This window comes from Albimonas pacifica (genome assembly GCF_900113695.1).
Taxonomy (GTDB): Bacteria; Pseudomonadota; Alphaproteobacteria; order Rhodobacterales; family Rhodobacteraceae; genus Albimonas; species Albimonas pacifica.
In genome coordinates this window covers 198,127-220,211 of the sequence record NZ_FOQH01000001.1, presented here as the reverse complement: position 1 = coordinate 220,211, position 22,085 = coordinate 198,127, and the positions used below count along the sequence as shown (strand labels likewise).

The following is a 22,085-nucleotide window of genomic DNA, read 5'->3' as shown; positions in this document are numbered from 1 at the left end:
TCCTCAGATCATGTAGCCGCCGCCGACCTCGATCGACTGCGCGTTGATCCAGCGGCTGCGGTCCGAGAGCAGGCCCGCGACGACGCCGCCGACCTCGGCGGCCTCGCCGACGCGGCCAAGGGCGGTCTGGCCGGCGAGCAGCGTCTCGAAGTCCGCGCTCAGCCCGCCGCCCAGCTCGGTGCGGATCGGGCCCGGGGCGATGGAATTGGCGCGGATGCCGCGCGGCCCCAGCTCCTTGGCCTGGTAGCGGGTCAGCACCTCGAGCCCCGCCTTGAAGCTGGCATAGGGCGCCACCCCCGCCGTCGCGACGCGGGAGGTCGCGCTGACCATGTTCACGATATGCCCGCCATCGGCCATCAGCGGCAGCAACGCCTGCGCCAGGAAGAACGGGCCCTTCAGATGCACGCGGTAGAGCCCGTCGAACGCGTCCTCGCCGACCGTTTCCAGCGGGGTGAAGACCCCGTGGCCCGCGTTGTTCACCAGCGCGTCGAAACGGTCGCGCGACCAGGTCGCGGCCAGCGCCTCGGCCACCTGCGCCCGGAAGGCGGGGAAGGAGGCGCTGACGCCCACATCCAGCGGCAGGGCGACGGCGGCGCCGCCTTCCGAGGCGATGCGCGCGACGACCTCCTCGGCCTTGCCGCGGTTGGCGTTCCAGGTGAGGATGACGCCCATGCCGTCGCGGGCGCATTCGAGAGCGGTCGCGGCGCCGATGCCGCGGCTGCCGCCGGTGATGATGACGATCTTCATCTGAAGCTCCTTGCGCTGTCCGACCCCAAGCTAGGGGCCGGGCCGGCGCCGCGCCGATCCGATCGTGGCGCAAACTTGCCTGATCCTGCTTTCCGGGCTCTTCGTCATTGGCGCGGGGGGCGAAACCGGTCACCCATGTCCGGGCCGGACGTCACGACGGCCGTCGCCGGCCGCCCTCGCGAAAGCATCCTCATGACCGCAGGCCCCTCCCCGCAGACCCTCGAAGAGCTGCGCCGCCTCCTGGGCCGTGGCGACGACCGCCGGACCGAGACCGGCATTCCCCGCCTCGCCATGGTCCGGGGCCGCGTGCCCGAGCATGAGCTGGCCGCCGTCTACAAGCCGATGATCAACCTGATCCTGCAGGGATCGAAGACCATGTCGGTCGGCGACCGCACCCTTCGCTACGATCCCGCCACCTATTTCGTGATGTCGGTCGACCTGCCCGCCATCGGCACGATCCATGCCGCCGAGGACGGCGCGCCCTACCTCGCCGTCGCCCTGACGCTGGAGCCCGCGCGCATCGCCGCGCTGCTGGCGGATATCCCGCCGATGCCGACGCCCCCGCGTCAGGAAGGGTTCTCCGTCGCCGCCGTCACGCCCGAACTGCTGGATGCCTGGGCGCGCCTGCTGCGGCTGATGCAGCGCCCCGAGGACATTCCCGCCTTGGCGCCTGCCTACGAGCGCGAGATCCTCTATCGCGTGCTTTCAGGTCCGATGGGGGCCATGATGCGCGACATCGCCACGCCCGACACGATGCTGCACCGCATCCACCAGGCGATCCAGTGGCTGCGGGCGCATTACGCGGAGCCGGTGTCCATCGAGGCTCTTGCCGGGCGGGCGGCCATGTCCGTCTCGGCTTTCCACCGGCACTTCAAATCCGTGACCTCGCTCAGCCCGCTGCAGTTCCAGAAGCAGCTGCGCCTGCTGCAGGCGCGCACGCTGCTGCTGACGGGCGCGGGCACGGCGACCTCGGTCGCCTTCGACGTCGGCTACGAGAGCGCGACGCAGTTCAGCCGGGAATACGCCCGGCTGTTCGGCCTGCCGCCCGGGCGCGACGCCGCGCAGGCGCTGGCCAGGATCCGCAACGCCCCGCATCAGTCCTGAGGAAACCGCCATGACCTTCACCCATGTGACCGTCGGAACCAACGACATCGAAGCCTCGCGCCGGTTCTACGACACCGTGCTGGGCGCCCTCGGCTGGAGGAGGATCAGGGACCAGGGCGACTCCGGCTCCTTCTGGGGCCCGGACGCCCCCTGCTTCATGGCGACCCGTCCCAGGAACGGCGAAGCCGCCACCGTCGGAAACGGCACGACCATCAGCTTCGCAGCGCCCGACCATGCCGCGGTCCGGGCGTTCCACGCGGCGGCGCTGGCCCTGGGCATGCCGGACGAGGGCGCGCCGGGCCCGCGCCCCTGGGCGCCCGGCGCCCTGGCGGCCTACACGCGCGACCCGGACGGCAACAAGCTGGCCGTCTACGGGAGGGAGAGCGCAACCTGAGGCTGTAAGCCCTTCGCCCGATCCGCCTCGTGCAATCTCGGCGTTCTCGTTGGGCGCGCCGTCGTGCGGCGTCCTCATCCAGCCTTGATGAAGGTCGCCCTGAACCAGGCGATGCGGAAGCGCCTCGCTCCGCAGCAAGGGTCGCGTCTCCAAGCATTGCAGGCATGTGGGATCGAGCTGGCGACGGGTCGTTTGGGCTCGAAGCGGACCAAACCGCGTTGCGGAAGCGCCCACGGAAATGGCCGGCGCAGGCGCCGGCCATTTCCTGTCCCACAACCCGGAATGCGTCGCCCCGAAGGGCGGGCGTTTCTCGGGTCGGGGTCCGGCGGCGCCTCAGGCGGCGCCGGGGCGTTTGCTGCGGAACAGCAGGTGGACGGCGTAGACCCCGCCGATGGCGGCCAGGCCGATCACGTCCGTGATCGGGTCGGGGTAGATCAGCGTCGCCCCCGCTGCCAGCAGCACCGCGCGCGACGGCCAGCCGAGGATGCCGACCCGGTAGAGCCAGCCCTCGAGCGCCGAGGCGAACAGCCAGATCGCCAGCAGCGCCGAGGTGGCGGACAGCAGGATCCACCCGACCGAGCCCTGCAGGATCAGCGAGGGGTTCAGCACGAACAGGAACGGCAGGATGAACAGCACCGAGCCCAGCCGCATGGCGAAGAGGCCGGTGCGGGTGTTGTCCGCCCCCGCCACGCCCGCCGCCGTGATCGCGGCCAGCGACACCGGCGGCGTGATGTAGGACATCATCCCCCAGTAGAGGATGAACAGGTGCGCCCCCAGCGGGTTCAGCCCCGCCTGCACCAGCGCCGGCGCCAGCAGCACCGACAGGAAGATGTAGCAGGCCGAGACCGTCATCCCCATGCCCAGCACGAAGCTGGTCACCGCGCCTGCGATCAGCATCAGCGCCACGCTGTCCCCGGCATAGAGCAGAAGCTCGCGCGAGAAGGCGCCGGCGACGCCGGTGTAGCTCAGGCCGCCGACCACCAGGCCGATGCCCGCCAGCACCGCGACCAGGTTGCCGACGTTGCGGCCGAGATCCATCAGCAACTCCTGCACGCGGGCCCAGTTCATCCGGTACTTCGAGCGGAACATCGACAGCACCAGCAGGACCGCGGTCGCGTACCAGGGCGCATAGGCCTCCATGCGCATGAACAGCAGCATGTAGATCAGCGCGCCGAGGCAGAGCAGATAGGACCAGCCCTCCTTCAGGGTCTGGCGGATCGAGGGGATCTCCTCCGGCGCCAGGCCCTTGAGACCCTTGCGCGCGGCGTAGCCGTCGACCTGCATCAGCAGCGCCACGTAGAACAGCAGCGCCGGCAGGAAGGCCGCGATCATCACCTCGGCGTAGGGCACGCCCAGGAAGGACGCCATGATGAAGGCGACCGCGCCCATCACCGGGGGCATCAGCGTGCCGCCGGTGGAGGCGCAGGCCTCGACCGCGGCGGCGTAGTGGGCCGGGTAGCCGGTGCGCTTCATCACCGGGATGGTGATCGCGCCGGTGGTCAGCACGTTGGAGATCACCGAGCCCGACAGCGAGCCCATCAGCGCCGACGAGACCACCGCCACCTTGGCCGGCCCCCCGCGCGAGCGGCCCATCAGGGCGGTGGCGAGCTTCATGAAGAACTCGCCGCCCCCGGTGATGGTCAGGGCCGAGCCGAACACCACGAAGCCGATCACCAGGTTGGCGACCACCTGCATAGGAATGCCGATGATGCTCTCGACGCCCATCGCGTGGATGCGGATGGTGCCGGCGAGGTCGTAGTCGGTCCCCCACAGGAAACCCGGCATGTAGGCGGCGTAAAGGGGATAGGAGCCGAATAGCAGCGCCACCGCCAGCAGCGGCCAGCCCCCGCAGCGGCGCACGCCCTCGAGCACCAGGACGACCAGCACGCCCGAGGCGGCCACGGCCTCGGTCGGGGCCTCGAACTCCCAGCCCATGTTGATGATGTCGAGCGCGTGGATCGCCAGGTAGCCGGTCGCCACGATCGCGAGGACCGCGCAGAGCCAGTCGTACCAAGGCACCCGCGCCGCATCCGCCCGCCGGGCTGGGAAGATCAGGTAGGCGGCCGCGAGGAAGATGCCGATCAGGTAGTACAGGAACCCGTTGCCCAGCGGCTGGAAGCCGGCGATGCCGAGCAGGAAGGTCTGGTTGATCGTCATCAGCATGCCGGCCGCGGCCAGCGCCAGGACGGTCCAGTAGGACACGCCGTGAAGCCGCCCCCGGGACGGCTGGTCGGAAGCGGCGGCGGGCGCCGCCTGCGGATTGGAAGTCATCAGGGGCCCCGAGCGCGCGTGGCCGGAGCGGCCTCTCGGGCCGCTCCGAAGGATCAAGGTCGGATCAGTTCAGCGAGGCGACGGCCGCCTGGCGCTTCTCTTCCCACAGGGCGGCGAATTCCTCGTCGCCGAGCGACTCGCCCTCGGCCACGGCCTCGTCCCAGGCGGCGAGCAGGGCGTCGAGGCGCTTCACCGCGCGGTCGTTCCAGGCCTGGGCCTCCTCGGTCCAGATGCCCTTCTCCTCGAGGTAGCGGATCGCGCCCTCGTGGAACGGCACGTCGATGGGGGGCAGGCCCGCCTCATCGAGCTTCCAGCGCGGCATCACCGCGGTGCCGTCCTTGAACATGTCGTAGGTCTCGTCCAGCGCCTTGGTCATGGCGTAGACGTCGTCCGCGGACTTGTCGGCCATCGTCACCAGCACCGGGTAACGGTAGGCCATCAGCTGGGCCGGGTTCTCCTGGGAGATGCCGGCGCCGACGGTCTCGGTGTAGGGGGCGAAGAACGGGGCGAGGTCGCTCACCCGCTCCCAGCCCTCGGCGTCGTCGCGGGGGATGTCGGCCCAGTGGATGCCGCGGGGCGACTCCGCCAGCTCATAGAGCTGCGAGGGCGTGGTGGTGGTGCAGGTGGCGTCCGCCTGGCCGGCGGCGAGCGAGCTCATCGCCGCCCCGTAGGTCGGGAACATGATCGCCTCGACGTCGTCGCGGGTCAGGCCGCCGAAGGCGAGGATGCCGTCGCACTTCACGTTGACCGAGGGGTTGCCGGCCACGAAGGCCACGCGCTTGCCGCGCGCGTCGGCGATCTTCTCGATGCCGGCGTCGGCCGCGGTGGGCATGCCGAAGGAGGACGGGCGCCCGGCCAGCGTGCGCAGGTTCTGCGGACCCCAGCGGCGGTCGGCGAAGTCGTAGATGCCCTCGGCCGAGAAGAACGCCTCGGTGGCGAGGAAGCCGTAGTCGGCGCGGCCCGAGACCACCGGCTGCAGGCGGCCGATCGAGGAGCCGGAGGGCTGGATGCGGACGCGGGTGCCGTACTTGCGGCCGAAGGCGTCGGCGATGGCCGAGGCCTCGGCGTAGCCGGCGGAGCCGACGTCGTAGGACGACCAGGTCATGGTGTCCGGCAGCTCCTGCGCCTGCGCGGGCGCGGAGATCGCGAAAGCGGCGCCGGCGATCAGGGATGCGGCGGCCAGCCTGGCGGGGCGGGTGCGGGTCATTCGGAATCCTCTCTAGCCGAGCCTCCGCCACACGGAGGCTCCCTGGAACGTGGCCCCCGAGGCGAGGGCGCCAAGCTCTTCCCGGCTTTTCGTACAGCGGAACGTATCTGTCACATATGCATCATGTCAATCGCTGTGCGGAACATCGTTATTCACATTGAAATGATGTGGAATCTTCAGGCGGTTTGTTCCCGACTCGCCCGGGTCCCGCGCGCGCGTGGCGCCTCTTATCTAGGCGCGCCGCATGTCGGAAGCATGGCGGGCCGCGTCATCGTGGCCTCATCGCGCGGCGCCCCCGCCGGGGAGCCGAGCGATCCGCGCGATCCGCCCGGCGACGGCGCGGTCGTGCGGCTCCCGGGCGCGCGGACGGCTTGTGTCCGGCGTCCCGGCGCGGGCGTCGCAGCGGGCGCCCGGGCGGCGCGACGACGCCCGCGCCCCGGGACGGAGGCTCCGGCGGACGGGACGGGTCATGCAGGGGCCCCTGCAAATGGCGGTCGCGGAGGGCGGACGAAGCCGTTCGCATGGGGCGCGTCGCCCGGCTGATCGCCCGCGCCGCGCCGGCGCGGGATCAGCCTGTTTCCCTCCACCCGCCGGTCCGGGCCCGGCCGCGCGCCGCGGGGCCTCAGCCGGAGCAGGATTCGTGGCGGGCGTTCACCGCGCGCAGCGCCTCGCAGGCGTCGAGCGTGGGCTGGCCGTCGCGCAGCACCACCGAGGACGAGAGCGCGTGCGAGATCTCGGCGGAGGTGAGCTCGGGCCGCGCCGCCAGCAGCAGCGCCGCCACTCCCGCCACATGGGCGGTGGCGACCGAGGAGCCGGAGACGTAGTTGTAGGCCTCCCCCGGCGCGGCGCTGATCACGTCGACCTCGGGCGCCGGCAGGCCGCGGCCGCCCTGCGCCCCGCCCGCCGCGATCACCCCGGGCATCGAGGCGGGGAAGGCCGGCCGGGCCTGCTCGCCCCAGGCCGCGATCACCACGGCGCCGTCGGCGAGCGCCTTCTCCACCAGCTCCGCCAGCAGCGGGTCGGGCGGGCCGCCGAGGCTGAGGTTCAGCACCCGGATGCGGTTGAGGATCGCGAAGTTCAGCGCGCGCGCCAGCGAGAAGCTCGAGCAGCTCCCGCCCCCGTCCTCGCGCTGCCAGCAGGCGCGCAGGCCCACCAGGTCGACCCCCGGCGCCACGCCCACGATCCCGCGGGCGTTGTCGGCCTCGGCCGCGATCAGCGAGGCGACGGCGGTGCCGTGGGCCTCGGCGGCCTCGCCGGGTTCGCGGGCCACGAAGTCGCGCGCGTCGGCGAGACGGGGCGCGAGGTCGGAGTGGCGGGCGTCGATGGCCGAGTCCACCACCCCCACGCGCACCCCGGCCCCGGTCGAGCCCTGGTGCGCGCGCGGCGCGTTCAGCAGCGCCAGCGCGGTCTGGGCGGGGAACAGCGGGTCGCCGTAGTGGAGCGCCAGCACCTGGAAGGACTGCATGCGCTGGACGGTGCGGATCCGGGCGTCGGCGCGCATCGCCTCGATCAGCGCGTCGACGTCGGGGATGCCGCTCGCGTCGATCACCAGGCAGTGGACGGCGATGGCGTTCAGCGGCCATTCGGCGGCGAGGCGCACGCCGTAGCGCCGCTCGATCTCGGCGGCGACGGCGGCCAGCGCCTCGGGGTCGTCCAGCGGCACGGTCAGGATCAGGTGGTCGGGCCGGTCGAGGCTGTCGGCGTCGGCCAGCCGCCAGGGCGGCGCCTCGGCCGCCGGCAGGGCCTCCTGCGCCTGGGGCGCGCAGGCCGCGCCCAGCAGCAGCGCGCCGACCAGACCCAGCGCGCGCCGCGACCCCCTGGGGATCACGGCTGCGCCTCGGGGGCGGCGAAGAGGATCTCGGGCGCGGCCATCAGCGCCTGCGCGGCGGCGTCGAGGTCGGCGCCCTCGGGCCCGGCCGCGCGGAACACGCCGCCCTCGGAGGGCTCGCCCAGCAGGGTCAGGCCCTGGGCGGCGAGCAGCCGCTCCAGCGCCGCGCGCGGGACGTCGGGCGCGGCCTGGAAGCGGATCGCGGCCCCCGCCTCGGCGGTCTGGGAGGTCAGGGTGCGGTAGGCGTCGTCCTCGCCCACGCCGATCGGCAGCACCGCGATCGCCAGCGCCGCGGCGCAGACCCCGCCGGCCACGGCGAGCCCGGCGCGCGACGTCAGCTTCGCCAGCAGGCGCGCGAACGCGCTTTCCTGAGCGGGCGCGGGCATGCGGGCGCGCTCCTCGGCCTCGATGCGCGCGCGCAGGGTCTCCCAGCTCCGCGCCTGGGCCTGCTCCATCTGCGGCTCCTCGAGCATGCAGACCCGGGCCGCGACGCCGAGCTGGCGGTCGACCTCGGCGGCGAAGTCGTCGTCGGCGGCGATCGCGCGCTGGACCGCCGCGGACTCGGCCGCGTCGAGGGTTCCGTTCACGTACCAGGGGATCAGCGCCCAGAGGTCGTCCTCGCGCGCCTCCCGTCCATTTTCAGCCGTGTCAGCCAAGGGCCATCTCCATCGCATCGCCGTCGTCGTCCGCGAGCATCGCCCGCAGCCGTCGCCGGGCCGTCATCATCCGCGTCTTCACGGTGCCGACCGGACACTCGAGGATCTCCGCGATCTCGGTGTAGAGGCAGCCGTTGAAATAGGTCAGCTCCACCACGGCGCGAAGCTCGGGCCTGAGCTGCTCCATCGCGCCGGCGAGGTCGGTCTTCAGGATCACCGCCTCGGCCTCGTCGACGCCGCCGCCGATCAGCTCCTCGTCGAGCTCCACGTCGTTGCGCCGCCGCCCCGCCTTCTGGCGGGCCTTCAGCGACATCCGGTAGGCGATGCCGAAGATCCAGGTCGAGACCTTGGAGCGGCCCTCGAACCGGTCGGCGGTGCGCCACACGGTCATCAGCGCGTCGTTGGCGATCTCCTCCGCCGCGTCCTGGCTTTCGGCCACCCGGGCGGCGAAGCGCATCACCCGCGGGAAATAGCGCCGGTGGAAGATCTCGAAAGCCCCCATGTCGCCCTGGGCGATGGCGGCGAGCAACGCCTCGTCCGTCTGCTGCATGCCGCCGCCAGGTGTGTTCCGGTTCGGTCTCGACCCACGCATACCACCGCTCGCTCCGTCTCGTGCAGGGATAGGTGCCGCGGGCGCGGCGAAAGGTTCGCGGCGGGGGGGCGAAAAATCTTCGGTCGATCGGGTCACGGGTCGGTCCTCGCTGTCGGGGCGGCGGCGACGGCGCGCGGAGCGGCGTCGGCGGAGGCGGATGCGGGCCGGTCGTGCGGCCGCGCGGCGGCGGGCTGCGCGCAGGCGACGCGGGGGGGACGCTGGGCTGCCGCACCCCTGGGGAGGGGGTCGCGCGGCGCCTGGCCGTCCGGGTCGTCCCTGCGCGGCCAGGCCGCCGGGCGCTCTCGCATCCGCGCCGGAGGCGACCTCCGGCCCGACGCCAGAGCTACGCCCCCACCGTGGCGCCGAGCGTTGTCGCCAGCGTTGTGCGCAGGGTGGTTTCAATGCGTACGAACGATTTTCGCACCGCACCGGGACGCCCGCGCCTCACGCGCGCGCGCAGCTCCACAGGACGCCGCGCCGCCGGCCGGAGGCCCGAGAGGGGGGGGAATCGTCGGCCCGGGGCGAACCTTCCCCGAGGCGGGCGGCACACAAGGCCGACGATGCAACGCGTCCCCGGCGCGCCGCGGGCGGAAGAAGCCCAGCCGGCGACCCGGGCGACCGCGACGCCCCCCACCAGCGCCGGCCGCCGGCGCCCCTTTCAGCGACGGGAGACCGCCATGTTCCACCAGGCTTTCGCGATGATCGACGCCACGTTCGCGCTGTGGCGCTGCGGCGGGGCGGCGACGCTGGCGCGGGTGCTGGCGGCGACGCTCCTGCCCCGGCCCGCCGGCGCCCGCCCCGCGGGAGAGCGGCGATGAGGCTGCTGCCCAGCGCGCTGATCGCGCTCTCCATCGCCTCGACCCCGGTGATCTGGAGCCTGTCGCAGGTCCGCTGGCCCGCCCCCGCGCCCGGCCTGCCGGCGGGGGCCGAGAGCCGGCTCGCGGCGCTGGAGACCGAGGCCGCCGGGCTGCGCCGGGCGCTGGAGGACCTGCGCGGGCGGGTCGACGGGCTCGACGCCGGACGGTCCGCGGCGCTCCCGCCCCGGCGGGAGCTGTCGGAGGGCGACGCGCCCGCCTCGGACGCGCTGATCGACGCCTTCGCCCAGGTGGTGCTGATCGCCGACCGCCGCTCGGCCAACGCCGGGCTGACGGCGGCGACGCCGGCGTTCCTCGAGGAGATCGCGGGCCTGCCCCGCCCGGACCTGAACGACGACTGCCAGGCCGCCACCAACCCGCGCCTGACCGACCTGCTGGAGACGGCGGACGTGGGCCCGATCCGGGCCCGCCTGCTGCGCCCGGCGCTGGTCTCGCTGCGCCAGGTCTTCGCCAACGTGCAGGTGTTCGAGCCGGAGCTCTACCGGCGCATCACCTCCGCCGGCTCGCTCTGCGTGCGACGGATCCGGGGCTCGGACGACAGCGCCTCGGCCCATGCCTACGGGCTGGCGGTGGACCTCAACATCGACGGCGTGCTCGACGAGCTCGCCGACGGGCGCACCCAGCTCGGCCTGATCCTGCTGGCGGACTTCTTCCGCAAGGAAGGCTGGATCTGGGGCGCGGGCTTCGGGCGGGAGGACTCGATGCACTTCGAGGTCAGCCGCGAGAAGCTCGAGCAGTGGAGGCGGCTCGGCCTGATCTGACCCCCCCGGCACGGCCCCAGCCCCCCGGCGCGACGCCCGCGCCGGGGGGCTTGCGCGTGGCCGGAAGCGGCGCGCCGCGCTTGCGGAAACGCTTTCTTTTCCAGACGCCTGAACCTTCCCCGCCGGTCCCCGCACCCATGCAGGACGGCGCCGCCGCGGCGTCCTTAAAGCAACCCTGACGGGAGACAGCACATGCCCAGGAACAAGATCACCGGCACGGACGCCGACGACATCCTCGACGGCGGCGAGGGCGACGAGCGCATCCTCGGCCTCGGCGGCGTCGACGAGATCCGCGGCGGCAAGGGAGACGACCGCCTCGAGGGCGGCGAGGGCGACGACGTCCTCGAGGGCCAGAAGGGCGACGACATCCTCGTGGGCGACGCGGGCGACGACGCGATGTTCGGCGGCGCCGGGCGCGACGCGATGGTGTGGAACAACGGCGACGGCTCCGACCTGATGGACGGCGGCCGCGGGCGCGACATGGCGGTCGTCGGCGGCTCGGACGAGCTGGGCGACGTCTTCGCGATCGCCGGGAACCCCGAGGTCCCCGGCGGCGTGCTGTTCGAGCGCACCGACTTCGGGCCCTTCACGCTCGACATCCGCAACACCGAGATCCTGCAGGTGAACGGCGGCGGCGGCGACGACGTGGTGGACGCCTCCGCGCTCGAGGCCGGCCTGATCGGGCTGCGCGTCGACGGCGGCGCGGGGAACGACGCGATCCGCGGCTCGCAGGGGCGCGACCGGCTCTCGGGCGGCTCGGGCGACGACCGCATCGAGGGCGAGGGCGGCGCGGATGTGCTGCGCGGCGGCGCCGGGGCGGACCTGCTGATCGGCGGCCAGGGCGACGACGCCATGCGGGGCGGCCGGGGCGCCGACGTGATGGTGTGGAACAACGGCGACGGCTCGGACCTGATGGACGGCGGCGCCGGCGGCCGCGACCGCGCGGTCGCCAACGGCTCCGACACGGCCGGCGACGTCTTCGCGATCGCCTCCTCCGAGACCGGCGTGCTGTTCGAGCGCACCAACTTCGGTCCCTTCGCCCTCGACATCCGCAACACCGAGACGCTGGAGGTCAACGGCGGCGGCGGCGACGACGTGGTGGACGCGAGCGGCCTGCTCGCCGAGGCCCTCGCGCTCGAGATCGACGGCGGCGAGGGGAACGACCAGCTCACCGGCGGCCAGGGCGACGACCTGATCGAGGGCGGCGCCGGCGACGACCTGCTGGTCGGCTTCCGCGGGAACGACGCCATGTTCGGCGGCGACGGCGACGACCGGATGGTGTGGAACAACGGCGACGGCTCCGACCTGATGGACGGCGGCGCGGGCGCGGACACGGCGGTCGCCAACGGCTCCGACGCCGCCGGCGACGTCTTCGCGATCCGCGACCGCGAGGGCGGCGGCGTGTTCTTCGAGCGCACCAACTTCGGCCCGTTCAGCCTCGACATCGTCGCCACCGAGACGCTGGAGGTGAACGGCGGCGGCGGCGACGACGTGGTGGACGCGAGCGGCCTGACCGCGGCCGGCGCCATCGCGCTCGAGATCGACGGCGGCGAGGGGAACGACCGGATCACCGGCTCCGAGGGCGACGACCTCCTCGAAGGCGGCGCCGGCGACGACCTGCTGGTGGGCTTCCGCGGCGCCGACGCCATGTTCGGCGGCGACGGCGACGACCGCATGGTGTGGAACAACGGCGACGGCTCCGACCTGATGGACGGCGGCGCGGGCCTCGACACGGCGGTCGCCAACGGCGGCGGCGCGGACGAGGCGTTCTCCCTGGTCGACTCCGCCGAAGGCGTGCGCTTCGAGCGGGTCAACATCGGGCCGTTCGCGCTCGACATCCGCAACGCCGAGATCGTGGAGCTGAACGCCGGCGCCGGGAACGACGTCTTCGACGCCTCCGCGATGACCGACGCGGGCGTCTCGGTCCGGGCCTCGGGCGGCGAGGGGAACGACCAGCTGCTGGGCGGCGCGGGCGACGACGTGCTCGACGGCGACGCGGGCGACGACTTCCTGCAGGGCGGCCGCGGCGCCGACCTGATGCGCGGCGGCGACGGAAACGACGCCATGCGCTGGAACAACGGCGACGGCTCGGACGTGATGATCGGCGGCGCGGGCGAGGACGTGGCCGAGATCTTCGCGGCCGGCGACGGCGTCGACGTGTTCGAGATCACCGGCGGCCCCGACGACGTGCGGGTCGAGCGGACCAACCGCGGCCAGTTCTCCGTCGACATCTCCGAGACCGAGACCCTCGACCTCGAGACCAACGGCGGCGACGATCTCATCGACGCCAGCGGGCTCGCGGCCGGGGGGATCGCCGTCGACATCCAGGCCGGCGCCGGCGACGACACGGCCATCGGTTCGCAGGGCGACGACATCCTCAACGGCGGGGAGGGCGACGACCTGCTGGTCGGCGGGCGCGGCGACGACCTGATGGTCGGCGGCGACGGCGACGACCGGATGGTGTGGAACAACGGCGACGGCTCGGACGAGATGCGCGGCGGCGCGGGGCTCGACACGGTCGAGGTCAACGGCGCCGACGGCGCGGGCGACGTCTTCACCGTGGCCGGCGACGCGGAAGCGCTGACCTTCCAGCGGGTCAACCTGGGGCCGTTCACGCTCGACGTCACCGACGCCGAGCGGATGGAGATCAACGGCGGCGGCGGCGACGACTCGGTCGACGCCTCGGGCGTGACCGACCCAGGCGTCCGGCTGCAGATCGACGGCGGCGCGGGCGACGACGCGCTGGTCGGCGGCGCCGGCGACGACCGGCTGATCGGCGGCGCGGGCGACGACGCGATGACCGGCGGCTACGGCGCGGACGTCTTCGTCTACCAGGGCGGGGCCGACGTCGTGACCGACTTCCAGGACGGCTACGACCGGCTCAAGATCGAGATCGCGGACGACGCGGGCCTCTCGATCGTCCAGCAGGGGGCCGACACGGTGCTCGACTTCGGAGGCGGCGAGACGCTGACCCTTCAGAACGTCTACGCGGGCGACATCGGCTTCGAGGACTTCCTGTTCTGATCGCGCCGGGAGACCGGCCCGGCGGGGGGCGCCTTTCCGCGCCCCCCGCCCTTCGCGGCCCCGCCCCCTCCCGGGCGGGGCCGCTCCGCGTTCAGCGTCCCGTGCGCTCGCGCCAGGCGGCGTAGGCCTCGAGCGGCGCGTCGGAGGTGGGCGGGTAGAGGCCGATGATCTTCGCCCCGCCCAGCACCTGCTCGAGAACGAAGTCCTCGTAGCTCTCCATCCCCAGGCACTCGTCGGCCAGCTCCTCGGCGAGATGGGCGGGGACCACGATCACCCCGTCCTTGTCCCCCACGATCACGTCGCCCGGAAACACCGGCGCATCCCCGCAGGAGATCGGGACGTTGAGGTCCATCGCCTCGTGCAGGGTCAGGTTGGTCGGGGCCGAGGGCCGGGCGTGGTAGGCGGGCATCTCCAGCCGGCCGATCCCCTCCGCGTCCCGGAAGCCGCCGTCGGTGACCACCCCCGCCGCCCCCCGGATCGCCAGCCGCGTGATCAGGATCGAGCCGCCCGAGGCCGCGCGCGCGTCCTTGCGGCTGTCCATCACCAGCACGTGGCCGGGGGGGCAGGTCTCCATCGCCACGCGCTGGGGGTGGTCGGGGTTCCTGAACACCGAGATGTCGTTGCGGTCCTCGCGCGCGGGGATGTAGCGCAGGGTGAAGGCCTGGCCGACCATCACCTCCTCCTTCGGGGCCACCGGCAGGACCCCCTGCACGAACTGCCCCCGCAGCCCGCGCTTGAACAGCGCGGTGGCGAGCGAGGCGGTGGAGACGCGCTTGAACTTGGCGCGGGTCTCCTCGGAGAGCACGTAGTCGGTCATCGGGGCGTCCCTCAGTGGATGTCCGGCTCGGGCACGGGGGGGCCGAAGTCGGTCAGCAGGTAGTCGAAATCGCAGCCCTGGTCGGCCTGCAGGATGTGTTCGGAGAACATCCAGCCCCAGCCGCGCCCGTAGCGCGGCGCAGGCGGGGTCCAGGCGGCGCGGCGGGCGGCGATCTCCTCCTCGCTCACCAGCATGTCCAGCCGCCGCCCCGGCACGTCGAGGCGCACGACGTCCCCGTCGCGCAGCAGCGCCAGCGGCCCGCCGACGTAGCTTTCGGGCGCCACGTGCAGCACGCAGGCGCCGAAGCTGGTCCCCGACATGCGCGCGTCCGACAGGCGCACCATGTCGCGATGCCCCTGCTTGAGCAGCGCCTTGGGCATCGGGATCATCCCCCACTCGGGCATCCCCGGCCCGCCCTTGGGGCCCGCGTTGCGCAGCACCAGCACGGCGTCGGGCGTGATCTCCCAGCTCTCGTCGTCGAGCTTCGCCTTCAGCGCGGGATAGCTGTCGAAGACGAAGGCCGGCCCCTCGTGCACCAGGAACTTCGGGTCGCAGGCCACCGGCTTGATCACCGCGCCCGAGGGGGCGAGGTTGCCCTTCAGCACCGCCAGCGAGCCCTCGGGGTAGATCGGGTTCTCCAGCGGGCGGATCACGTCGTCGTTCCACACCCGCGCCCCGGCGATGGTCTCGCCCAGGGTGCGGCCCGTCACGGTCAGACAGTCGGTGTGCAGCGCGCCGCGCATCCGCTCCATCAGCGCCGGCAGGCCGCCGGCGTAGAAGAAGTCCTCCATCAGGTAGTCCTTCCCCGCCGGGCGGACGTTGGCGATGACGGGGGTCGTGCGGCTCTTGGCGTCGAGGTCGTCGAGGCTCAGGCCCACGCCCGCGCGCCGGGCCATGGCCACGATGTGCACCACCGCGTTGGTCGAGCAGCCGGTGGCCATGGCGACGGCGACCGCATTGTCGAAGGCCTCGGCCGTCAGGATCCGGTCCGGCGTCAGGTCCTCCCAGATCATCTCCACGATCCGCCGCCCGCACTCGGCCGACATCCGGATGTGGTTCGCGTCCGCCGCGGGGATCGAGGAGGCGCCCGGCAGGCACAGGCCCAGCGCCTCGGCGATGGCGGTCATGGTCGAGGCGGTGCCCATGGTCATGCAGTGGCCGTAGGAGCGGGCGATCCCCCGCTCCATGCCCTTCCAGTCCTCCTCCGAGATCGTGCCCGCCCGCCGCTCGTCCCAGTACTTGAAGGCGTCCGAGCCCGAGCCCAGGGTCTTCCCCTGCCAGTTCCCCCGCAGCATCGGTCCCGCAGGCAGGTAGATGAAGGGCAGCCCCGCCGAGACCGCCCCCATCACCAGCCCCGGCGTGGACTTGTCGCAGCCCCCCATCAGCACCGCGCCGTCGACGGGGTGGGAGCGGATCAGCTCCTCCGCCTCCATCGCCAGCATGTTGCGGTAGAGCATGGTGGTCGGCTTCACGTAGTTCTCGGAGACCGAAAGCGCGGGCAGCTCGATCGGCCAGCCGCCGGCCTGGAAGACGCCGCGCTTGACGTCCTCGACCCGGCTCTTGAAGTGCTGGTGGCAGGGGTTGATGTCGGACCAGGTGTTGAGGATCGCCACCACCGGCTTGCCCACCCAATCCTCCTCGCCATAGCCCATCTGGAGCGTGCGGGAGCGGTGGCCGAAGCCGCGGAAGTCGTCCGTGGCCATCCAGCGGGCGGAGCGGAGCTCCTCGTAGGTCTTGCGGGTCATGCAGGTCGGCCTCGGGACGCGAAGGACGGGAGGGGGGCGCGTCCGCCGCCGGTCCGCGACGGACGGCAGGCGGGCGCGGGCGCGCGCGGGCTCGGGGGCGCGTTCGGGTGCGCGCTCGGGGGCGGGCGGCGCGGGGCCTGCCGGCCGCTTCCGCTCACGCGCGGCGCCGCGGGAGGCGCGCCGCGGCGACGCCCGGCGACGAAGGGGCGCTCGGCCCCGGCGGACCGGCGGTGCGGTCGAGCGGCATGGGGAACCTCCCTGGAACCGGGCGCTGTCGGCCCTTTCCGATGCACTAATATATTAGTGCATCTCCCGCAAGAACCGAATAGGGTCGCGGCCGGGCGCGGGGAGCGGTCGGGAAAGGTCATGACGCAGTTTCAAAGGCTTGAGGCCCGCGGGCCGGTCCGTGACGGCGACGGGCGCGGGGGCGGCGCCCGGCGCCTTCCGCGGCGGCCGACGGCGGCGCAGATGCTCTACGACTCGCTGCGCGAGCGGGTGCTGTCGCTGGAGCTCGCGCCCGGCGCCGCCCTCTCGCGCGCCGAGATCGCGCAGAGCTACGGCGTCAGCCAGACCCCGGTGCGCGACGCCCTGCAGCGGCTGGAGGCCGAGGGCCTGGTCGAGACCTTCCCCCAGTCGCGCACCCAGGTCTCGCGCATCGACCTCGCCCACGCGCGCGAGACCCAGTTCCTGCGCCTCGGGCTGGAGCTGGAGGTGGCGCGCGTGCTGGCGGCCCTGCCCGACCCCGCCGCCGCCCTCGCCCCCGCCCGCCGCATCCTCGAGCGGCAGGCCGCCGCGCTGGCCGACGACGACCTCGAGAGCTTCTCGGCCCTCGACGCCGGCTTCCACCGGGCGCTGGTCGAGGCCGCGGGCCACCCCGCCCTGTGGGACCTGATCGCCGAGCGTTCGGGCCATATCGACCGCCTGCGCGCCCTGAACCTGCCGGATCCGGGCAAGCCGCTCGACATCCTCTCCCGCCACCGGGAGATCCTGGAGGCCATCGCCGCCGGCGACCGCGCGGCGGCCGAGGCGGCCGTTCGCCGCCACCTCTCGGGCACCCTCCAGGCGGCCGAGGCCATCAAGGCCCGCCGCCCCGACTGCTTCTGAGCGCGCCGCCGGCGCCGGGACGCCCCGAAGCGCCCCACGCGCCATGCGCCTCGCGCCCCGTCTCCAACGCACCGCCCGCCGCGGGGGCGCCCCGGGCCTGACCCGGGGCCTCCCCCCGCTCGCCCGGGCCGCGGCGCCGGCGGCCTCAGCCGTTGGTCGGCGGCACCGGCCCCTTCTGGGCGGTGATCGGCCCGTAGTGGGCGGGCTCGCGGTGGACGGCGAAGTTGAAGAAGGTCTCGCGGTAGATGCGGCAGAGGTCGAGGTCGCAGCGGGCGACCACCACCTCGTCGCCCAGCGTGGAGGCCATGGCGACCACCTCGCCCGAGGGCGCCACGATCATCGACTGGCCGATCATCGGCGAGCCTTCCTCGATCCCGCACTTGGCGGTCCCCACCACCCAGGTCGCGTTCTGGTAGGCGCCGGCCTGCATGGCGAGCTGGTTGTGGAAGTTCGACAGCCCGTCGATCTCCGGATGCCCGGTGTGGTCGTTGGGGGTGTTGTAGCCCAGCAGGACCATCTCGACCGAGCGGAGCGCCATGACCCGGTAGGTCTCCGGCCAGCGGCGGTCGTTGCAGATGCACATGCCGAAATTGCCGCCCATGGTCTCCCAGACCGGAAAGCCGAGGTCGCCGGGCTGGAAGTAGCGTTTTTCGAGGTGCTGGAAGGCGCGCTCGGGCCGGTGGTCGGCATGACCCGGCAGGTGGACTTTTCGATACTTGCCGACGATGGCGCCCTTGTCGTTGACCAGCACCGCGGTGTTGAAGCGCTTCAGGCCCGCGTCGGTATGGGCGAGTTCGGCGTAGCCGAGGTAGAAGCCGATGCCCAGTTCCGCGGCGGTTTCGAACAGGATGCGGGTCTCGGGGCCCGGCATCTCGCGTTCAAAGAAGACGTCGACCTCCTGGTCGGCCTCGAACCACCAGCGGGGGAAGAAGGTGGTGAGCGCGAGTTCGGGGAACACCACCAGCTTCGCGCCGCGGGAGGCGGCCTCGCGCATCATCTCCAGCAGGCGGGCCACGCAGTCGGCGCGGGTCTCGCTCAGCGCGATCGGGCCCATCTGGGCGGCGGCCACGACGATGGGGCGGGCGCGGGGGTTGAGGGAGGCGGGCATCAGGCGGCTCCTTTCCTTGCGGCGGCGGTGGCGGGCGCGTCGACGGCGCCGCGGGCGATGACCACGCCGTAGTCGGCGCGGGCCTGGTCGGCGCTGAGCAGCCCGTCGAGCACGTCGTCGAGCACGGCCTCCGGGTCCCGCTCGAACGGGTTCCCGTAGCCGCCGCCCGCAGGCCCGGTGGCCACGAAGGTCTCGCCCTTCTTCGCCGCCCGGTAGGGGACCTTGGAGGGGAGCGAGGTTTCCTTGCCGTCCGGCGAGATTGAGGTCAGGGACGCCGTGCCCCCCTGCCCGCCCCCGGCGAACCCCCAGGGGCGGAACTCATGCCCCTCGCCCTCGACCGAGCCGCCGCCGTCGGCGAGGAACTCGAACCCGCGGATCGAGCCGAAGCCGCCGCGCCACTTGCCCGGCCCCGTCACGCCCTCGTTCAGCTCGTAGCGGGTGACGCGCAGCGGCAGGTGGCTCTCGATGTCCTCGATGGGGTTGTTGCGGGTGTTGGCGTAGAGCGTGTCGACCGCGTCCATCCCGTCCATGCCGAAGCGGCCGCCATAGGCGCCCTCGAAGATCTCCATGTGCACCCAGTGCTCGCCCGAGGTCAGGCCGGAGAAGGCGATGACCTTGAGGTTGCCGATGCCGGCCGAGACCTGCTCGGGCGCGCATTGCGCCAGCGCCTTCATCACCGTGTCGGCGAGCCCGTTGCCCCCGGTGAAGCGCGCGATCACCGGCGCGGGGAAGTTCGGATTGGCCAGCGTCCCCTTCGGCGCGAAGATGGTGATCGGGCGGGTCAGGCCGGAGTTCTGCGGGATGATCCCATGCACCGCGCTGTCGAGCAGCACGGATCTCAGCGTCAGCCAGATCGCGATGTCGGTGGTGCCGACATAGGGCATGTTGATCGGCCGGTCGTCGCATTGCGGCGAGGTGCCGGTGAGGTCGACGTGGATCTCGTCGCCCTTGACCGTCAGCGTCACCGCCAGCGTGTAGTGGCGGCGTTCGGGGTCGTCGAGGAAGCCGTCCAGTTTCGTCTCGGCCTTGTAGACCCCGTCCGGGAGGGCGGCGATGGCCTGGCGCATCATCGCCTCGGAGTGGTCCATCAGGGCGTCGACGGCTGCCTCGACCCGGTCCTGGCCGTGTTCGTCGATCAGGGCGCCGAAGCGCTCGGCCCCGATCTCGCAGGCGGCGATCTGAGCCTCCATGTCGCCGACCACCAGTTTCGGCGCGCGGACGTTGTCCTTGAGGATCTGCCAGACGGCGGCGTTGTCGACGCCGCGGTCGCGGACCTTGATGGCCTTGAACTGCAGGCCCTCGGCGTAGACGTCGATGGCCTCGACGATGCCGGCGGAGCCCGGCGTCTGCGCGCCCACGTCGAGGTGGTGGGCGGTGGTGGCGGCGAAGCCCACCAGTTTTTCCTGCCGGAACACCGGGACCAGGAAGGCGAAGTCCGGCCCGTGCGAGGCGCCCCCGTAGGGGTCGTTGTGCAGGATCACGTCGCCGGGGTTCACCGTGTCGCCGCGAGCGGCCAGCGTCTCCAGCACGTTCTGCACGTAGCCGGCGATGGGGCCGGACTGGAGGGGGGTGGACTGCATGGATTCCGCGATCTGCCGCCCTTGGGCGTCGGTGAGGGCGGCGCCGAAATCCTCGGATTCCCGGATGATCGAGGAATAGGACATGCGCATCAGCTTGTAGCCCATCTCGACGGCGATGGACTGCAGCGCGCCCTGGATGACCGAGGCGGAGATCGGGTCGATGGTCGAGGCCTTGGAAGTCATTCCCGTCATCCCTTCTGCGCGACGCGGATCAGCAGGTTGCCGCCGGCGTCGGCGACGAGGCTGTCGCCGGGGCGCAGCATCGAGGTGGTGTCCTTCTGGGTGATCAGGGCCGGCCCCTCGATCACCGTATCCAGCGGCAGCCGGTCCCGGCGGTAGACCGGCGTGGTCATCCGGGTCATGGCGCCGTCGACGCGGAAGGCGATCTCGGCGTCGTGGAGTTTTGCCGTCTCCAGGCTGCCGCCGGAGGGCGCGGCGGGTTTTTCGAGCACCGGCATCGCGCCGACGCCGCGGACGCGGACGTTGACGATCTCGATGGGGTTGTCGTTGATGCGGCCGTATTCGCGGCGGTGCTGCTCGGTGAAGTCGGCGTAGATGGCGTCCATCGCCGGAGCGTCGAGGGCCGAGCCCGGGAAGGCGCAGCGCAGCTCGTAGCCCTGGCCGACGTAGCGCAGGTCTCCGGCCCGCTCGAACCGCATCTCCTCGGGCGAGAACCCGTCGGCGGCGAGGCGGGAGGCGAGCTCGGCCTGCATCTCGGCCAGCAGCGACTCCAGCGCGGCGGCGTCGGTGTCGGCGGAGGTGACGAAGGCGGTGCGGACCAGGTCGTATTTCATGTCGGTCGCCGTCAGACCGACGGCCGAGGTGATGCCCGGCGCGGGCGGCACGATGACCTCCGGGATGCCGAGGATCGCGGCCACGTCCACCGCCTGCAGCGGCCCGCCGCCGCCGAAGGCCATCAGCGAGAAGGCGCGGGGATCCAGCCCCTTCTGCACCGTCCGGGACCGAACCGCGTTGGCCATGTTGGCGTTGACCACGGCGAGGATGCCGTCGGCGGTTTCCTCGAGGCTCATGCCCAGAGTTTCGGCCAGCTCCCCGACCACCCGGCGCGACGCCTCCACGTCGAGGCTCATCGCCCCGCCCAGGAACGCCCGCGGGTCCAGCCGGCCCAGCGCCACGTTGGCGTCGGTCACCGTCGGCTGCGTGCCGCCCCGCCCGTAGGCCGCCGGCCCGGGGACCGCGCCGGCCGACCGGGGCCCGACCTTGAAGCCGCCCGCCGCGTCCACATGGGCGATCGAGCCGCCGCCGGCGCCGATCGTGTGGATGTCGATCATCGGCGCCAGCACCGGGAAGCCGGCGATGGAGGTGTCGCGGGCCGAGGCCTCGGCGAAGGCGCCCTCGCGCACGATGCCGATGTCGGCGGAGGTGCCGCCGACGTCGAAGGTGATCAGGTTGTTCCGGCCCGAGAGCGCCCCCGCCCAGGCGCCGCCGATGATGCCGGCGGCGGGACCCGACAGCAGCGTCAGGACCGGCAATTCGGAAACCATGCGCGCGGTGGCGGCGCCGCCGTTGGAGCCCATGATGTGCAGGTCGGCCTCGAAGCCGGCCTCCGACAGGCGGGTCTCCAGCCGGCTCACGTAGTCGCGCACCTTGGGGCCGATGAAGGCGTTCATGGCGGTGGTGGTGAAGCGCTCGAACTCGCGGAACTGGGGGGAGACGGTGGAGGAGGTGGTGACGAAGATCCCCGGCGCCTCGGCCTCGACGATGGCCTTGGCGCGGGCCTCGTGGGAGGGGTCGAGGTAGGAGAACAGGAAGCAGATGGCGATGGCCTCGACGCCGGCCTCGGCGAGTTCCCGGGCGGCCTGGGCGACGGCGGCCTCGTCCAGCGGGGCCAGCTCGACGCCCGGAGGGGCGATGCGGCCGCCGACGGTTTTTCTATACCGCCGCTTCACCAGGGGGCGGTCCTGCCACGGCACCTCCTGGCGAATGGAATAGTGCTCCGGCCGCTGGTGGCGGCCGATGTGGATCACGTCGCGAAACCCTTCGTTGGTGATCATGCCGGTGACCGCGCCGTCATGCTCCAGCACCGCGTTCGTGGCGGTGGTGGTGCCGTGCAGAACGTGGTCGACGGCGGAGGGCTGGACGCCCGCCAGCTCGCACAGCTCGCGCACCCCGGTCAGCACGCCCTCGGAGGGGTCGTGGGGGGTGGTGGGGACCTTGTGGACGGTGCTCTCCCCGCTCTCGGTCTCCACGAGCACGAGGTCGGTGAAGGTGCCGCCCACGTCGACGCCGATGAGTTTCATCGTTGATATCC

At 72.7% G+C, this 22,085-nt stretch carries 17 protein-coding genes; 6 read left to right on the top strand and 11 right to left on the bottom strand.

Going from position 1 to position 22,085, the window contains the following annotated elements; all coding sequences use genetic code 11:
* Positions 1-3 precede the first annotated feature (3 nt).
* Positions 4-747, bottom strand: a complete 744-nt coding sequence (locus BM064_RS00845) for an SDR family NAD(P)-dependent oxidoreductase (RefSeq protein WP_092856894.1) — start codon at positions 745-747, stop codon at positions 4-6.
* 192 nt (positions 748-939) lie between these two features.
* On the opposite strand from BM064_RS00845, the gene BM064_RS00840 reads away from it, so the two are divergent.
* Together BM064_RS00840 and BM064_RS00835 are read left to right on the top strand one after the other, a co-directional pair.
* Positions 940-1,851, top strand: a complete 912-nt coding sequence (locus tag BM064_RS00840) for an AraC family transcriptional regulator (protein ID WP_092857630.1) — start codon at positions 940-942, stop codon at positions 1,849-1,851.
* Between the two features lie 10 nt (positions 1,852-1,861).
* Entirely contained in the window at positions 1,862-2,245 is a 384-nt protein-coding gene (locus BM064_RS00835; RefSeq protein ID WP_092856891.1) for a VOC family protein, read from the top strand.
* A 333-nt stretch (positions 2,246-2,578) separates the two neighbouring features.
* Here the strand turns inward: BM064_RS00835 and BM064_RS00830 are convergent, their stop codons facing one another.
* From BM064_RS00830 to BM064_RS00810, 5 genes are all read right to left on the bottom strand, one after another.
* Positions 2,579-4,516, bottom strand: coding sequence for a TRAP transporter permease (locus tag BM064_RS00830; protein WP_092856888.1), 1,938 nt, complete (start codon positions 4,514-4,516; stop codon positions 2,579-2,581).
* Between the two features lie 64 nt (positions 4,517-4,580).
* On the bottom strand, positions 4,581-5,723 hold the full coding sequence (locus BM064_RS00825; RefSeq protein ID WP_092856885.1) for a TAXI family TRAP transporter solute-binding subunit: 1,143 nt from the start codon (positions 5,721-5,723) through the stop codon (positions 4,581-4,583).
* A 622-nt stretch (positions 5,724-6,345) separates the two neighbouring features.
* Positions 6,346-7,551 (bottom strand): S8 family peptidase, encoded by a 1,206-nt coding sequence (locus BM064_RS00820; RefSeq protein WP_092856882.1) that lies wholly within the window; start codon positions 7,549-7,551, stop codon positions 6,346-6,348.
* A complete protein-coding gene (locus BM064_RS00815) occupies positions 7,548-8,207 on the bottom strand; it encodes a hypothetical protein (RefSeq protein WP_092856879.1) in 660 nt (219 codons plus the stop codon). The genes BM064_RS00820 and BM064_RS00815 overlap by 4 nt, the downstream gene beginning before the upstream one ends.
* Positions 8,200-8,757: an RNA polymerase sigma factor gene (locus BM064_RS00810; RefSeq protein WP_177236102.1), complete on the bottom strand. Its 558-nt coding sequence runs from the start codon at positions 8,755-8,757 to the stop codon at positions 8,200-8,202. The genes BM064_RS00815 and BM064_RS00810 overlap by 8 nt, the downstream gene beginning before the upstream one ends.
* Positions 8,758-9,476: 719 nt before the next feature.
* On the opposite strand from BM064_RS00810, the gene BM064_RS27305 reads away from it, so the two are divergent.
* The 3 genes from BM064_RS27305 to BM064_RS00800 all read left to right on the top strand — a co-directional run bounded on the left by BM064_RS27305 (position 9,477) and on the right by BM064_RS00800 (position 13,459).
* Positions 9,477-9,617 (top strand): hypothetical protein, encoded by a 141-nt coding sequence (locus BM064_RS27305; protein WP_177236101.1) that lies wholly within the window; start codon positions 9,477-9,479, stop codon positions 9,615-9,617.
* Positions 9,614-10,435, top strand: a complete 822-nt coding sequence (locus BM064_RS00805) for a M15 family metallopeptidase (RefSeq protein WP_092856873.1) — start codon at positions 9,614-9,616, stop codon at positions 10,433-10,435. The genes BM064_RS27305 and BM064_RS00805 overlap by 4 nt, the downstream gene beginning before the upstream one ends.
* 192 nt (positions 10,436-10,627) lie before the next feature.
* Positions 10,628-13,459: a calcium-binding protein gene (locus tag BM064_RS00800; RefSeq protein WP_092856870.1), complete on the top strand. Its 2,832-nt coding sequence runs from the start codon at positions 10,628-10,630 to the stop codon at positions 13,457-13,459.
* Between the two features lie 91 nt (positions 13,460-13,550).
* On the opposite strand, the gene BM064_RS00795 is transcribed toward BM064_RS00800, so the two are convergent.
* Both BM064_RS00795 and araD read right to left on the bottom strand, forming a co-directional pair.
* Entirely contained in the window at positions 13,551-14,276 is a 726-nt protein-coding gene (locus BM064_RS00795; protein ID WP_092856867.1) for a ribonuclease activity regulator RraA, read from the bottom strand.
* Positions 14,277-14,287: 11 nt separating this feature from the next.
* Positions 14,288-16,021, bottom strand: coding sequence for an L-arabinonate dehydratase (gene araD, locus BM064_RS00790; RefSeq protein ID WP_092856864.1), 1,734 nt, complete (start codon positions 16,019-16,021; stop codon positions 14,288-14,290).
* A 468-nt stretch (positions 16,022-16,489) separates the two neighbouring features.
* On the opposite strand from araD, the gene BM064_RS00785 reads away from it, so the two are divergent.
* Positions 16,490-17,125: a GntR family transcriptional regulator gene (locus tag BM064_RS00785; protein WP_245779012.1), complete on the top strand. Its 636-nt coding sequence runs from the start codon at positions 16,490-16,492 to the stop codon at positions 17,123-17,125.
* Positions 17,126-17,270: 145 nt separating this feature from the next.
* Here the strand turns inward: BM064_RS00785 and BM064_RS00780 are convergent, their stop codons facing one another.
* The 3 genes from BM064_RS00780 to BM064_RS00770 are packed head-to-tail and all read right to left on the bottom strand — an operon-like array spanning position 17,271 to position 22,074.
* Positions 17,271-18,233, bottom strand: coding sequence for an N-carbamoyl-D-amino-acid hydrolase (locus tag BM064_RS00780; protein ID WP_092856858.1), 963 nt, complete (start codon positions 18,231-18,233; stop codon positions 17,271-17,273).
* Positions 18,233-19,996: a hydantoinase B/oxoprolinase family protein gene (locus BM064_RS00775; protein WP_218160906.1), complete on the bottom strand. Its 1,764-nt coding sequence runs from the start codon at positions 19,994-19,996 to the stop codon at positions 18,233-18,235. Before BM064_RS00775 ends, BM064_RS00780 begins: the two co-directional genes overlap by 1 nt.
* 5 nt (positions 19,997-20,001) lie before the next feature.
* Positions 20,002-22,074: a hydantoinase/oxoprolinase family protein gene (locus BM064_RS00770; protein ID WP_092856852.1), complete on the bottom strand. Its 2,073-nt coding sequence runs from the start codon at positions 22,072-22,074 to the stop codon at positions 20,002-20,004.
* Positions 22,075-22,085: the final 11 nt, after the last annotated feature.

What these genes read in the sequence shown, in the direction of transcription:
- BM064_RS00845 (WP_092856894.1), bottom strand. Translation starts at nt 747, where the DNA reads ATGAAGATCGTCATCATCACCGGCGGCAGCCGCGGCATCGGCGCCGCG.
- BM064_RS00800 (WP_092856870.1), top strand. Translation starts at nt 10,628, where the DNA reads ATGCCCAGGAACAAGATCACCGGCACGGACGCCGACGACATCCTCGAC.
- BM064_RS00840 (WP_092857630.1), top strand. Translation starts at nt 940, where the DNA reads ATGACCGCAGGCCCCTCCCCGCAGACCCTCGAAGAGCTGCGCCGCCTC.
- araD (WP_092856864.1), bottom strand. Translation starts at nt 16,021, where the DNA reads ATGACCCGCAAGACCTACGAGGAGCTCCGCTCCGCCCGCTGGATGGCC.
- BM064_RS00770 (WP_092856852.1), bottom strand. Translation starts at nt 22,074, where the DNA reads ATGAAACTCATCGGCGTCGACGTGGGCGGCACCTTCACCGACCTCGTG.
- BM064_RS00795 (WP_092856867.1), bottom strand. Translation starts at nt 14,276, where the DNA reads ATGACCGACTACGTGCTCTCCGAGGAGACCCGCGCCAAGTTCAAGCGC.
- BM064_RS00830 (WP_092856888.1), bottom strand. Translation starts at nt 4,516, where the DNA reads ATGACTTCCAATCCGCAGGCGGCGCCCGCCGCCGCTTCCGACCAGCCG.
- BM064_RS27305 (WP_177236101.1), top strand. Translation starts at nt 9,477, where the DNA reads ATGTTCCACCAGGCTTTCGCGATGATCGACGCCACGTTCGCGCTGTGG.
- BM064_RS00805 (WP_092856873.1), top strand. Translation starts at nt 9,614, where the DNA reads ATGAGGCTGCTGCCCAGCGCGCTGATCGCGCTCTCCATCGCCTCGACC.
- BM064_RS00810 (WP_177236102.1), bottom strand. Translation starts at nt 8,757, where the DNA reads ATGCAGCAGACGGACGAGGCGTTGCTCGCCGCCATCGCCCAGGGCGAC.
- BM064_RS00775 (WP_218160906.1), bottom strand. Translation starts at nt 19,996, where the DNA reads ATGACTTCCAAGGCCTCGACCATCGACCCGATCTCCGCCTCGGTCATC.
- BM064_RS00825 (WP_092856885.1), bottom strand. Translation starts at nt 5,723, where the DNA reads ATGACCCGCACCCGCCCCGCCAGGCTGGCCGCCGCATCCCTGATCGCC.
- BM064_RS00785 (WP_245779012.1), top strand. Translation starts at nt 16,490, where the DNA reads ATGCTCTACGACTCGCTGCGCGAGCGGGTGCTGTCGCTGGAGCTCGCG.
- BM064_RS00780 (WP_092856858.1), bottom strand. Translation starts at nt 18,233, where the DNA reads ATGCCCGCCTCCCTCAACCCCCGCGCCCGCCCCATCGTCGTGGCCGCC.
- BM064_RS00835 (WP_092856891.1), top strand. Translation starts at nt 1,862, where the DNA reads ATGACCTTCACCCATGTGACCGTCGGAACCAACGACATCGAAGCCTCG.